The 13,624-nt window shown below is 56.4% G+C and carries 13 protein-coding genes; 3 read left to right on the forward strand and 10 right to left on the reverse strand.

All coding sequences use genetic code 11. The annotated features are described in order from the left end of the window. Window positions 1–10 precede the first annotated feature (10 nt). The 3 genes from ACR0NM_RS11710 to ACR0NM_RS11720 form a co-directional block, all read right to left on the reverse strand. Complete coding sequence (locus ACR0NM_RS11710; RefSeq protein WP_170392151.1) at window positions 11–364, reverse strand: hypothetical protein; 354 nt, start codon at window positions 362–364, stop codon at window positions 11–13. 136 nt (window positions 365–500) lie between these two features. Then, window positions 501–980 (reverse strand): DUF6497 family protein, encoded by a 480-nt coding sequence (locus ACR0NM_RS11715; RefSeq protein WP_480614831.1) that lies wholly within the window; start codon window positions 978–980, stop codon window positions 501–503. A gap of 28 nt (window positions 981–1,008) precedes the next feature. Beyond that, on the reverse strand, window positions 1,009–2,541 hold the full coding sequence (locus ACR0NM_RS11720; protein WP_170563888.1) for an acyl-CoA carboxylase subunit beta: 1,533 nt from the start codon (window positions 2,539–2,541) through the stop codon (window positions 1,009–1,011). Window positions 2,542–2,722: 181 nt separating this feature from the next. On the opposite strand from ACR0NM_RS11720, the gene ACR0NM_RS11725 reads away from it, so the two are divergent. Both ACR0NM_RS11725 and ACR0NM_RS11730 read left to right on the forward strand, forming a co-directional pair. Beyond that, entirely contained in the window at window positions 2,723–3,928 is a 1,206-nt protein-coding gene (locus ACR0NM_RS11725) for a multidrug effflux MFS transporter (RefSeq protein WP_480614835.1), read from the forward strand. Between the two features lie 64 nt (window positions 3,929–3,992). Beyond that, window positions 3,993–5,393: a helix-turn-helix transcriptional regulator gene (locus ACR0NM_RS11730; protein ID WP_170512339.1), complete on the forward strand. Its 1,401-nt coding sequence runs from the start codon at window positions 3,993–3,995 to the stop codon at window positions 5,391–5,393. A gap of 56 nt (window positions 5,394–5,449) precedes the next feature. Here ACR0NM_RS11730 and ACR0NM_RS11735 read toward each other — a convergent pair whose 3' ends face one another. From ACR0NM_RS11735 to ACR0NM_RS11760, 6 genes are all read right to left on the reverse strand, one after another. Then, complete coding sequence (locus tag ACR0NM_RS11735; RefSeq protein WP_170392158.1) at window positions 5,450–5,689, reverse strand: HP1242/YdcH family protein; 240 nt, start codon at window positions 5,687–5,689, stop codon at window positions 5,450–5,452. Window positions 5,690–5,822: 133 nt separating this feature from the next. Further along, window positions 5,823–7,481: a choline dehydrogenase gene (betA, locus tag ACR0NM_RS11740; RefSeq protein WP_170401536.1), complete on the reverse strand. Its 1,659-nt coding sequence runs from the start codon at window positions 7,479–7,481 to the stop codon at window positions 5,823–5,825. A gap of 88 nt (window positions 7,482–7,569) precedes the next feature. Further along, the gene (gene betC / locus ACR0NM_RS11745; protein ID WP_480614838.1) at window positions 7,570–9,078 is read right to left on the reverse strand and encodes a choline-sulfatase; all 1,509 of its coding nucleotides are present in this window, start codon (window positions 9,076–9,078) and stop codon (window positions 7,570–7,572) included. Continuing rightward, window positions 9,075–9,647 carry a choline-binding transcriptional repressor BetI gene (betI, locus tag ACR0NM_RS11750; RefSeq protein ID WP_480614841.1) on the reverse strand — a complete coding sequence of 191 codons (573 nt, stop codon included), beginning with the start codon at window positions 9,645–9,647 and terminating at the stop codon, window positions 9,075–9,077. Before betI ends, betC begins: the two co-directional genes overlap by 4 nt. Window positions 9,648–9,704: 57 nt before the next feature. Further along, entirely contained in the window at window positions 9,705–10,637 is a 933-nt protein-coding gene (locus ACR0NM_RS11755) for a DMT family transporter (RefSeq protein ID WP_170392166.1), read from the reverse strand. 40 nt (window positions 10,638–10,677) lie between these two features. Beyond that, window positions 10,678–11,277: a LysE/ArgO family amino acid transporter gene (locus ACR0NM_RS11760; RefSeq protein ID WP_480562391.1), complete on the reverse strand. Its 600-nt coding sequence runs from the start codon at window positions 11,275–11,277 to the stop codon at window positions 10,678–10,680. An 84-nt stretch (window positions 11,278–11,361) separates the two neighbouring features. Here ACR0NM_RS11760 and ACR0NM_RS11765 point away from each other — a divergent pair, with 84 nt between their 5' ends. Then, window positions 11,362–12,255 carry a LysR family transcriptional regulator ArgP gene (locus ACR0NM_RS11765; protein ID WP_170392170.1) on the forward strand — a complete coding sequence of 298 codons (894 nt, stop codon included), beginning with the start codon at window positions 11,362–11,364 and terminating at the stop codon, window positions 12,253–12,255. Here the strand turns inward: ACR0NM_RS11765 and ACR0NM_RS11770 are convergent. Then, window positions 12,252–13,526: an MFS transporter gene (locus ACR0NM_RS11770; RefSeq protein WP_480614844.1), complete on the reverse strand. Its 1,275-nt coding sequence runs from the start codon at window positions 13,524–13,526 to the stop codon at window positions 12,252–12,254. The genes ACR0NM_RS11765 and ACR0NM_RS11770 overlap by 4 nt on opposite strands. Window positions 13,527–13,624: the final 98 nt, after the last annotated feature.

Here is a 13,624-nt window from a genome sequence, read left to right on the forward strand (position 1 = left end):
CCGGTCACAATCAGCGCACTCCGTCGAACACGTCAGGGAAAGATTGGCGCGCGGCGTCCAGATTGATCACCAGCAGAGCATCATAGCTTGCAGGATCAAACGGGTCTTCGGCGGCGACAACCTCGCGCCCGAACAGCCAACTTAGACGGCCCGCGTCCAGATTGCCCCGCTCAAAGGGCTGATCACCAAAGTGCGCCCATAACGCCTCGATAAACGCGACATCTGCGCGCTTGTCGGCGGGTTTGCGATCGCGAAAGCGTTCTCGCTGGGTCAGCGGCGTAACGCCCTTGGGATTGGCCCGCCGAATGGTGAACTGGAAGTCTGTTCCGGGCAAACGTCCGGGGAAACCGCGATGTTTCAGCATTGCGAAACCTCAACGGACAAGTTCCAGATATGGCAGGCCATCGGACATGCCTGCGGGATTGAAGTGATCATGCGAACCTCCAGAGCTGCATCACTGTATCGGGACACTCTGAGACCGTGACATTGTTGGTTCATGGTCAGAGCCCCTCCCAGATACACCGGGATTGATCCAGCCGGTAGGCTTCGAAGAACTGCGTTGCGTCAGGTTCGGAGGTGCCGAACGCCACCGGTCTGTCCGAAAACGAAATCACTATCCGGGCAGGCTGCAATTCGTGCTGGGCCACGTAAGGCACCGCCAGTGTTTCACACAAATGCTCCATGTCGACTACGGCGACATCATATGTGATACGACCTGCAGTCGATCCGATCTTGGGTGCAATGAACCGAAACCGCACCCAAAGCTCACCCGGATTGGTGTCCAGAAGCACATCGCTAAGCTCGACCGGTTGACCCGATGGCACGGGCAGCAGGTTTGAGGCCAGCGCCGAACCTACTCCGACCAGCAACGTAAAAACCCCGGCGCATCCCCGGATCCGCCAGCGGCGGTTTCCTTCCTCCGAGGGAGCGTGCAGAGCTGTTGCAACCTGCACGGTCTTATGTCCGGTCAATCGGGGCATTTACGGCTCGGGCCTCCTCGGCGGGCATTTACAGCGGGATATTGTCGTGCTTTTTCCAAGGGTTCTTCAGTTGCTTGCCGCGCAGGCTCGCAAATGCACGTGATACACGGCGGCGGGTCGATTGTGGCATGATCACCTCATCAATGAAGCCGCGCTCGGCCGCAACGAAGGGATTTGCGAACCGGTCCTCGTAGTCCTGAGTGTGTTTCGCAATCTTGTCGGCGTCGCCCAGATCGGCGCGGTGGATGATTTCGGTCGCGCCCTTTGCGCCCATCACCGCGATCTCAGCCGTGGGCCACGCATAGTTGAAGTCGCCGCGCAGGTGTTTGGAGGCCATAACATCATACGCGCCACCGTAGGCCTTACGCGTGATTACGGTGACCTTTGGCACGGTCGCTTCGCCATAAGCAAATAGCAGTTTCGCGCCGTGCTTGATCACGCCGCCATACTCCTGCGAAGTGCCCGGCAGAAAGCCCGGAACATCAACAAGCGTCAGGATCGGGATTTCAAAGCAATCACAGAACCGCACGAACCGGGCCGCTTTTCGGGAACTATCGATGTCCAAACATCCTGCCAATACCATGGGTTGGTTGGCCACGACGCCCACGGTCTGCCCTTCAAGCCGGATAAAACCGGTGATGATGTTCTTAGCGTAGTCTTCCTGAATCTCGTAAAAATCACCCTCATCCGCCACTTTGGTGATCAGTTCCTTCATGTCGTACGGCGTGTTCGGATTGTCCGGGATCAGCGTATCCAGCGATGTCTCGACCCGGTCAGGGCTGTCAAAAAACGGACGAACTGGCGGTTTCTCGCGATTGTTGAGCGGAAGGAAGTCGACAAGACGGCGCACCTCGGCCAGCGCTTCCACATCGTTTTCAAACGCGCCATCAGCGACCGACGACTTTTTGGTGTGGGTTGAAGCCCCGCCCAGTTCCTCAGCCGTCACGACCTCGTTGGTAACGGTCTTCACAACGTCTGGGCCGGTTACGAACATGTACGAGGTGTCTTTGACCATGAAGATGAAGTCGGTCATCGCAGGACTGTAAACCGCCCCACCTGCGCACGGCCCCATGATCACACTGATCTGCGGCACCACGCCCGAGGCCATGATATTGCGTTGGAACACCTCGGCATATCCGGCCAATGAGGCGACGCCTTCCTGAATCCGTGCCCCGCCCGAGTCGTTGATCCCGATCACCGGCGCTCCGTTTTGAACTGCCATGTCCATGATCTTGCAAATCTTCTGCGCATGGGTTTCTGACAGCGAGCCGCCGAATACGGTGAAGTCCTGGCTGAAGACGTAGACCATTCGACCATTGATCGTACCCCAGCCTGTGACCACCCCATCACCAGCAGGCTTTTGTTTCTCCATTCCGAAATCAGTGCAGCGATGGCTGACAAACATGTCAAACTCTTCAAAGCTGCCTTCGTCTACCAGCAACTCGATCCGTTCGCGTGCCGTCAGCTTTCCGCGGGCGTGTTGCGAGTCGATGCGTTTTTGCCCACCACCCAATCGCGCGTTGTTGCGACGGCCTTCGAGCTCGGAAAGGATGTCTTTCATGTCGGTAGTCTCCCAAGAGAATTTGCGCGACCATAACGAGTTGGGATCGGCGGCCAAAGAAGTTTTCGGCAAATTTGCAAATATTTGGCAACACTATTTGAGATAACTGCAAATTTGTTAATTAACACAACAAGCCAAACTGCCGATGGCATTTCGCGCGATCAGGGTCTAAAGGTAAACCATGCAGTTCAGTTCACCTTCTGTCAGCCGCACGCCCCCCACGCTTGCAACACTCGTTTTGTTGTCAGGATTGTCGGCTCTGAGCATGAATCTGTATCTGCCCAGCCTTCCCTTTATGGCGACGTATTTTCAGACTGATTACAAGGTGATGCAGCTTTCGATCGCGCTTTATCTTCTGGTCAACGCGGCACTGCAAATCTTAATAGGACCCATTGCCGATAAGGCCGGACGTCGGCCTGTACTGCTGTGGGGACTCGCCCTTTTTCTGCTGGCAACGCTGGGGTGTATATACGCCCCAAATGTCGAGACCTTTCTGGCCTTCAGAATGTTTCAGGCCGTCATTGTCGTTGGTATTGTCTTAAGCCGTGCGGCTGTGCGGGACATGTACGAACAGGATCAGGCGGCCTCAATGCTCGGATATGTCACCATGGGAATGGCAGTTGTCCCGATGATCGGCCCTGCGGTCGGCGGGCTTCTTGAAGAATCCTTTGGCTGGAAAGCCAATTTCTGGCTTCCCTTTGCCCTTGCGGCGCTGGCGCTGGTGCTGACCTACCAAGACTTTGGCGAAACCGCCGCCGCAAGCGGCAAAACATTGATGCAGCAATTTCGCGAATACCCTGAACTGCTGAAATCGCCCCGCTTCTGGGGCTATTCCCTGTCCTCAGCTTTCTCCTCAGGAGCGTTCTTTGCCTATCTCGGAGGCGCACCCTTTATCGGAACCGAGATGTTCGGCATGACAGCCGCCGAGGTCGGCATCTACTTCGGTGCGCCCGCAATTGGCTATTTCTTCGGCAACTTCATCAGCGGTCGATTCTCGGTTCGCTTCGGTGTCAACCGAATGGTGCGCTGGGGATGCTGGCTGAATGCAATTGGCGTGGCCCTATCAGCTTTGTTGTTCCTAGTGGATTTGGGAACGGCTCTCAGCTTCTTCGGCCTGATGACCTTCGTCGGGTTGGGCAACGGCATGGCGATCCCAAATGCAACCGCCGGATCGCTTTCGGTCCGCCCGCATCTTGCGGCTACAGCCTCTGGTTTGAGCGGTGCGATCATGTTGGGCGGCGGCGCGGCACTCAGCGCATTGGCAGGCGCATTGCTGACGCATGAGACAGGCGCGATGCCTCTGCTTTGGCTGATGCTGGCAACCGCCGCCCTGGCAATCTGCGCGATCAGCGTTGTTATCTGGCGCGAACGGCAATTGGGTCTGTAGACGGCTTGCGCGACAGGGTTTGCAAAGTTAGCCTGCAGATTCAGTAAAGCTGCAAAGAACCGCCATGGCCACTCAGAAATTATACGCTGGCGCCAAGCTGCGCGAAATGCGCACACGCCTGACCCTCACGCAGAAGGATTTCGCCGCAAAACTGGGCGTTTCACTGCCCTATTTGAACCAGATGGAGAATAACAACCGGCCGATTTCGACGACCGTTGTTCTGGCACTGGCGCAAGAGTTTGGTATGGATGTGACCGAACTCAGCACAGGGGATAGCGAACGATTGGTTTCGGATATGCGCGAAGCACTGGCCGACCCGGTGTTTGCCGAAACGATACCCCCTCTGGCTGATCTCAGGCTCACCGCTTCAAATGCGCCCGCGCTTGCACGCGCGTTCATCGAGTTACACCGCGCCTATCGCCAGACCCATGAACGCCTCGCCTCGCTCGACGAGGCATTGGGCCGCGAGGATGCCCGTATTCAGGCCAGCCCATGGGAAGAGGTGCGCGATTTCTTTCACTACTGCGACAATTATATTGACGCCGTTGACCGCGCCGCCGAACGCTTCGCCAGCCGTGCCGATGAAACCAGCGATATTCGACAAGTCGCCCTGAACAGCCTGTCAGAACGCGGCATTCACGTCACTTTTGCCGACACAGAAACCTTACGCAGCTACAATGCTGGTGACAAAACCCTGCGCCTTTCCTCGCGCGCCGCACCACAAACGCAGGTCTTCCAACTATTGCTGCAGGTGGCGTTGATCAGTCAGGATAAGCTGCTTGAAGCAACGCTAGATTTCGCCCGTTTCCAAAGCGATGAGGCCCGCGCCATCGCCAAAATTGGCCTCGCCAACTATTTTGCCGGGGCTTCGCTGATGCCGTACGGCGCTTTCCTGTCCGCAGCGCAAGACTATCGGCATGATTTGGAGCTGCTCAGCAACCGGTTCGGGGCGTCGATTGAACAGGTGGCGCACCGCCTGTCTACGCTACAACGCCCCGGCGCAAAGGGGATTCCGTTCTTTTTTGTCCGTGTCGATCAGGCCGGAACGATCACCAAACGCCATTCAGCTACGCGCTTGCAATTTGCCCGTTTCGGCGGTGCCTGCCCACTCTGGAATGTCCACCGGGCATTCGAGACCCCGGGTCATTTCCTGCAACAGCTAGCCGAGACACCGGATGGCGTCCGCTATATCTCATTGGCTCGTGATGTTTCAAAATCCGGAGGCTCGTTCGGTGCTCCTGTCCGCCGCTATGCCATCGCCTTGGGATGTGAGGTTCGTCATGCCGAAGCATTGGTCTACGCCGATAATCTCGACATAAACAACGCGAGCGCTTACGAGCCCATCGGCATATCCTGCCGCATCTGCGAGCGCCAGACCTGCCACCAAAGATCGGTCCCACCGTTAGAGCGCCGCCTGACCATCGACGCCCATAGCCGCGGCACCCTGCCTTATGAGGTCACCTGATCTTCATCTGGCCATATATATCCTGCGGGTCCGGGGGCAGAGCCCCCGCCTAATCCTTAGCTTTTTGACAAGATCGCCCAGATCTCGTCCTTGAGCGCCGCGCGTTTCTTGCGCAAATCAACCTCGGCCAATTCCTCCATCGGCTCAACATTGGTTTCAGCCCGATGCACGGTGCGGTTGACCTCATGATACTCATCCGCAAGTCGGGCAAAATGCGCATCCGTTTGCTTGAGCTGGCTCATCACTTCGAGCTTGTCGGGGAACTCTTCAGCCAGTTCATGCGGGGTATGAGACATCCAGTTGGCTCCTTGTTTCAGCGTTACATCCCAAGGCTAAACATGACTGTCGCACTCCGCTTTGACGCCGATCAAATTCTGAGCGCAATCAACCAGCTTTCAGGATAAATGCACGCCGTGGGTTTTGGATGTGTCAGCGCTGTGCCGTTGCCCATCTCGGACTTATCCAGGGTTGGTCGTTCGCTTTGGGCAAAGGGTCTTTCTGCAGCAAATAGTCCGACATCTTTTCACCCACCATGATCGACGGTGCGTTCAGATTGCCATTGGTGATTTGCGGGAAAATCGAGCTATCGGCGACGCGCAATCCATCCACCCCAATCACACGCCCCTGCGGGTCGACAACGGCATCCTTGTCATCCGCACGGCCCATACGGCAAGTCCCGCAAGGGTGATAAGCGCTTTCGGCATGCTCGGCGATAAAGGCATCTAGCTCATCGTCCGACTGAACTTCCGCCCCCGGTTGGATCTCTTTACCGGCAAAGGGTTTGAACGCCTGCTGTCCAAAGATCTCTCGGGTCAAGCGAATGCAGGTTCTGAAGTCTTCCCAATCCGAATCATGGCTCATGTAGTTGAACCGGATCACCGGCGCGTCTTCGGCTTTGGCGGATCGCAGAGTCACAGCGCCGCGCGAGGGCGACCGCATTGGCCCCACATGCGCCTGGAATCCGTGCCCTTCGGCTGCCGCCTGCCCATCATAGCGAACCGCCATCGGCAGAAAATGATATTGTATGTCAGGATATTCCACACCCGGTTTCGAACGCACAAAGGCGGCGCTTTCAAACTGGTTCGATGCACCAAGGCCTGTTTTGGTAAACAGCCATTGCGCTCCGATCATTCCTTTGCTGATCAGGTTCCAATGCTTGTAAAGCGTGATCGGCTGGATCGAGGCCTGCTGAATATAAAGCTCTAGGTGATCCTGCAGATTGGCGCCGACGCCAGGGCGGTCGGCGACCACTTTGATTCCGTGCTCAGCCAGGTGCGCCGCAGGTCCAACCCCCGAAAGCATCAGCAGTTTAGGCGAATTGATCGACGAAGCCGCCAATACAACCTCGCGCCGCGCTGTGATCACTTCCCGTTTACCACCCCGTATCAATTCGACCCCGGATGCGCGCCCGGATTCAATAATCACGCGCGCCGCAAGACCCCGGATGATTTCGCAGTTTTGCCGCTTGAGCGCTGGCCTAAGGTACGCATTCGCCGCCGACCAGCGCCGTCCTTTCCAGACGGTCTGCTCCATCGGCCCAAAACCTTCTTGTTTCTCACCGTTATAGTCGCCAGTGACCTCATATCCAGCCTGCTGACCTGCATCGACGAACGCCTTAAACAGCGGATTTTCACGAGGCCCTCGCGACACGTGCAGAGGTCCATCCGTGCCTCTCCAGGTGTGATCACCGCCATGGCCACCATCATGCCAGGTTTCCATGCGTTTGTAGTACGGCAGCACATCTGCGTAAGACCATCCATCTGCGCCCATCTCGGCCCAGGTGTCAAAATCTCGCGCGTGACCGCGCACATAGACCATGCCATTGATCGAAGAAGACCCTCCGATCACCTTGCCTCTGGGGCAAGCAAGTTGACGATTGTTCAGATGCGGTTCGGGCTCGGATTTGTAGCCCCAGTCATATCGCGACATATTCATCGGATAGCTTAGGGCGGCAGGCATTTGGATGAAGGGTCCAGCGTCAGTGCCGCCATGCTCGATCACCAGAACCGAGGCTCCGGCCTCACTCAGACGGTAAGCCATCGCGCAACCAGCAGAACCGGCGCCAACAATGACAAAATCTGCTTCCATATTCGTGTCTCCGTTCACCTTCGGGGCAAGATTTTTCGACGAAAAATCTCTGCACTTCCGACGGGTGCAATTTCAAAAATGTAAAGGATTACTCGCCACGCGGATAACGCTGGCTATCCTCGACATCGTTCAGGTCCATATGATTGCGCATGTACCGTTCAGACGCTTTCTGAAGAGGCTGATAATCCCAAGGATAATAGCCACCCTGCCGCAGTGCCTCATAAACCACCCAGCGCCGGGCTTGGCTGGCCCTCACATCGGCGTCAAAGCGATCCAAATCCCATCGCGCCTCGGATTTAGCACGCAGTGTTTGCAAGGTGCCTGCATGTTCGGGCAGGCCAGCGAGATTTTCCATCTCATGCGGATCAGCCTCGAGATCGAACAGTTGATCGGGGTCCAATGTACAGCGATTGTATTTCCACTTGCCATAACGCAGAGAGACTAAAGGAGCGTATGAGGCCTCGGCGGCATATTCCATTGCAACCGGCGCGGTTCGGTCTGTGCCGTTTGCCAACGGAACAAGGTCCTCACCATCCGTCCAAGGTGAGATTTCAGCCATATCGACGCCCGCCAACGTACCAAGCGTCGGTGTCACGTCGATCGTCGAAACTGGTGTATCGATGCGACCGACTGGAAGATCGGGGGCCGAAATCATGAGCGGCACGCGGGAAGAGCCTTCGAAGAAAGTCATCTTGAACCACAACCCGCGCTCACCCAGCATGTCGCCGTGGTCGGACACGAACAGTATGATCGCCTCTTGACGCGTCGTTTCCAGAACCTCCAGTATCTCACCGATCTTGTCATCCAGATATGAGATATTGGCGAAATAGGCGCGACGGGATTTGCGAATATCCTCGGTCGTTATGTCGAAGCTGCGCCAGTCATTGGCATCGAAAATACGTTTGGAATGCGGGTCCTGATTGTCATATCCCAGATCCGCGATCTGTGGCTCAAGATGCTCACAGTCTTCATACAGATCCCAGTACTTGCGTCGCGCCACGTAAGGATCGTGTGGGTGCGTGAAGCTGACGGTCACACACCAGGGGCGATCATCCTTGCCGCGTGCAAGGTCATATAGCTTGGCCTTGGCGTTATAAGCGACCTCGTCATCATATTCCATCTGGTTGGAAATCTCGGCAATGCCTGCCCCAGTGACCGAGCCCATATTGTGATACCACCAGTCGATGCGCTCACCGGGTTTACGATAATCCGGCGTCCAACCGAAATCTGCCGGGTAGATATCAGTGGTCAGACGATCTTCGAACCCGTGCAACTGGTCTGGGCCGACAAAGTGCATCTTGCCGGACAAGCAAGTGTAATATCCCGCACGACGAAGGTGGTGGGCATAGGTCGGGATATCGCTGCTGAACTCGGCGGCGTTGTCATAGACGCCAGTGCGCGATGGCAGTTGACCCGACATAAAGCTCGCACGTCCCGGAGCACAGAGCGGCGAAGCAGTGTAGGCATTTGCGAAACGCGTTGATCTTGCCGCCAGCTTCTTCAGGTTCGGCGCATGCAACCATTCTGCAGGACCGTCGGGGAAGAGGGTCCCGTTGAGCTGATCCACCATCAGGATCAGAATATTCGGCTTTGTCATTTTTCGGCCTCTAGGAAAACTCTCAGTACCCGCAGCGCATGGGTGACTGCCCGCTGCGGCTCTTGTGGGGAATTCAGTGCAGAGTGGATGTACAACCCATCGATCAGCGCGATCATATCTTCGGCAGCCTCGCTCGGGTCACTCATATGTGGGCGCAACGCATGGATCAGGTTCGAGCGGATGCGTGCCTGATAGATTTGCCAGAGCCTCAGCGCATCATCGTTGGTTTGAGCCAAAACATAAAAAGTCATCCAAGCTGCGATAACATCCGGTGTGAAACATGATGGCGCGAAACAGGCACGAATGATGGCCTGTGCGCGCTCTTCCGGATCTGCCGTGCTGAGTTGCGCGCGCGCTTCAGATCCAAAATCCGTCAGGATACGCCGCATCGCGGCTAGGAATATCTGTTCTTTGCCCCCAAAGTAATGATGCGCCAATGCACTGGACATCCCTGCGCGTTTGGCGATCTGGCTAACGGTGACATCAAGGGATTTTTGCGCGCCAAGCTCGGCGATCGTCGCCTTGACGATCGCGTCCCGCCGGATCGGCTCCATTCCGAGTTTTGGCATCTTCGCCTCTTCGCCATACCTGAGTGCAAGGAAGGCTAAGCGGTTTTTATTGACTCGTCAATCAATAACGGTTCTTGGTTTCGCCGGTGGGGTCTCAGAACCTTGCGGCGGTGTGCCGCCACGGCTCAGCACGGCTTCACGCCAGGTGATGAAGCTGACGGCAGCCAGGATCAGAGTGCCTCCTGCAATTACCCAAATGTCGATGCGTTCATGGAAGGCCAAAGCGCCGAGCAAAGTGGCCCAGATCAGCTGCAGGAACGTCACCGGCTGGGTCACGGCCACCGGGGCAGCCTGCAATGCAAGCGTCATGAAATAGTGCCCCGCAGTCGCAAAGCTGGCGACGATGAAAAGTATACCAAGATCGCGCAGGCTGGGCGGCTCCCAAACCGCGACGGCGAAAGGGATAAGCGCGATGGTGACCCATATCGAAAGATGGGCAACAACGGCTGAGGGACGGATATCACGGACCATCACTTTGGCCAGCAGATAGGAACCACCAAGCGCTAGTGCAGCCCCCAGCATCGCTATGTGACCGGGCAAAATCTCGCGAAAGCCCGGGCGCAGGATGATCACTACTCCGATCACAGCGACCCCAATCGCGGCGATACGACGAAAAGCTAGCTTTTCACCCAAGAACAGTGCCGCACCCACCGTGACGTAGATAGGTGTCATGTAATTCATCGCGGTCACCTCGGCGAGGGGGATGCGCGTCATCGCAAAAAACCACAGCATGACGGCGATGGCGTGGACCATTCCGCGTAGTCCAAACAGCGTTAGATTGCGCGGGGTCAATGGAGTTCCGAGGATCGCCCGGATTGCGGGCAAAAGAAACACCAGACCCAGGACATAGCGCAAGAATGCCGCTTGAATGGGGTTCATGCTGGTTCCCAGCACCTTCACCAGCGCATTCATGCCCACAAAGGACAGCCCGGCCGCAAGCATCCAAAACATGCCAACAAGCGGGCGGTGCTGATCATTAGGTGAGGTCATACAAACGGTTGAACACCGAATTCTGATCCGGGACAACCCTTCACATGATAACAAGTTTCAACGCGATCATAAGCATCACGATTCCGATGATAAAATCAAGAATCTGCCATGCGCGCGGGCGGGCAAAAATCGGTGAAAGCACTCTGGCACCGTAGCCGAGCGAAAAGAAGAAAACGAAACTCGAAGTCATCGCCCCTATCGCAAACCCCATGCGATCTGGATATTGGGCCGATATCGACCCGATCAATACGACCGTATCCAGATATACATGGGGGTTGAGCCAAGTGAAGGCCAGCACGGTCAGCATGGCCGCACGCAGACTGGTGTGCTGCCCTGTTGCGGTATCCATCACCGCCCCTCCCTGCCAGGCAGACCCAAAACTTCGTAGGGCGTACCAAATCAGAAACACTGCCCCACCATAGCGCATCACCGTTTCAAACCACGGCGCGGCCTGAGCCAGGGTGCCGAACCCTGCAACACCCGCCCCGATCAGTATCGCGTCAGACACTGCGCAGGTCAGGCACAGTGCAAAGACATGCTCGCGCCGCAGGCCTTGGCGCAGAACAAAGGCGTTCTGAGCGCCTATCGCCAATATAAGGCTAAAACTCAGGGCAAACCCGGCAATCATTGATGGGAACATGCAGCCTCCTGTCGATGCTCGTTGACTACATGGCCAGTGTGAATCTATCAAATTAATGATGATTACCCAGATTAAGTAACTCTAATGCTCCTCGACCCTCATCAGCTCTCAGCATTGGCGGCGATCTTGCGACACGGCAGCTTTGAGGCCGCAGCCGCAGAGCTATCCGTCACCCCGTCGGCTATTTCGCAGAGGATCAAGGCGTTGGAGGATCGTGTTGGTGCGGCCCTTATTCATCGCGGCACCCCATGCATCGGCACTCCGGCGGGTCTGCGGATCGCCCGTCATGCCGAAGATATCGGTCTGTTGGAGGCAAAGCTGGCGCGAGAGCTGACTTTGGATCAGCGTGAAGGTCCGGTACGGGTTCGCGTCGCGCTACCGGCTGACAGTCTGGCCACATGGTTTATCGACGCGATGGCGCGCGCCGAAGACATACTGTTCGACCTTGTAATTGACGATCAGGACCATTCGGCTGACTGGCTGCGGCGTGGCGACGTAAGTGCGGCGATAACGGTGGGTGGTCAGAACATTACCGGATGCGATGCCATTGCGTTGGGCACTTTGCGCTATTTGCCGACCGCGAGCCCCGGCTTCATGCAGCGGTGGTTTTCTGATGGGGTTTCCGCCAAATCCCTGGCACAGGCCCCCTGCTTGACCTTTAACCGCAAGGATAATCTGCAGAAATCCTGGATATATGCCCAGACAGGCAGCCGTCTTTCGCCACCGTCTCACTTTCTGCCGTCCACAAACGCCTTTGTTGACGCGGCAATCGCCGGATTAGGATGGGGTATGAACCCCGAAAGCCTTGTAAGAAGAGCGATCGCAAATGGGCAGATCTGCGAAGTAATCCCCGATGCGCCACTCGATATCGAACTGACCTGGCAGATCGGGCGTGTACTTGCCCCTGCCCTTGCACCCTTGACCCAAGCGGTACGTCGCGCGGCAACGCAGCAACTGATCGCGCCGGCGGCACATTAGGCCTGCGACTCTGCAGCCTTTTGCGGTTTCGCGATGCGGTAACAGCTAAAAGCCGCCCAGATGCTGGCCAGCACGATAAACACGATGGCAGCTGCAACCTCGTGCATATGTGCAACCGCAGCCAAAATTGCAGACAGTGCAACGGCAGCGAGTCTGCAGATGGATTTGATGGCTGCTGCGCCCTGAATACGTTGTTCCTTGGGCGCAACGTCTAAAAAATAAAGCTGGCGCGCGCTGGAAATTCCCGTTGTCGCCACCGAGACGACAAACAGGGCAATGGCGTGTAAGTGAACTTCGTGATCGATACCGGCATAGTGGAACGCCAACAAAACGATCCCTGTCACTGCGACCAACAAGTTGCCCGCGACCATCACGGTACGGTGTGATTTCATGTTCACCAGTTGCCACAAGGGTGCCGAGACCAGATAGCCGGACGCGGATGAGATGATCATGGCCGTCAAACCCTTGGCCGAGTTGTGATGTGCCTCGGCAGCGATGAGCGCAAAAAACGGAACCGACAGCGACACGACAACCAAAGGAAGCCGTAGAGCCATATAGCGCCGGAACCATGGCTGTTCGAACATACTTACGATGCCGGAGATGATGTTCTGCAGCGATTGACGTCCTGCACCTTTAGGTTTTCTATTACCGGACTCATCGGGGGCGATCTCGGCCATGCCGAGAATGCATAATGCTGAAAACAAGAAAAACACAACCGAGGCCGCAATCACCGCGGAATGCCGCGAGAATGGCGGGTACTCTTTCGTGATCTCGTGTATCAGCAACACCAAGCCGATGGCACAAAGACCTCCCGCGCCCAATTGGAGATAACGGATAACCATCCGGGATTTCGATTTCAGATGATCGCCCAACAAGTCAGACAGCATCAGGGATTGGCTTTCTTCAATAAGCCCAATCATGAAAAAGGCGATCACAAAGGCAATGGCCGTCAATGAGACACTGCCGGTGGCCGCGATCAAAAGGGCCATCAGAAGGCAACCGCCAATTCCGATCTCGGTCAGGGCAATCCCGCGTTTCTTCCGCGCCTGCGCAGCAATGGAGCGGGCGAAAAACACGTCCGAGATCATGCTGCCAACCATGCGGATCGACACCAATGCGCCGGCAAGGAACATCGGTAACTCCAGCGAGACCGCAAGGAATGGCAATACGATAGACGGGCTGCCCAAAGTCCACGCCACCTGGGAAAGGATACTTTGGCTAGCCAGAACCGGGACATTTCGTCGGGCCGGATCAGTCGATTTACTCGCCATTTGCGATGCTCTGCATGATGTGCCTACGGTTGCCTTTCAGGTCCTTCAGCCTCAATGATCTGAGTTTAATCGCAAGAGGCTTCAGGACCAAGGCTTGT

The sequence above is a fragment of the Ruegeria sp. AF2 genome (assembly GCF_056542025.1).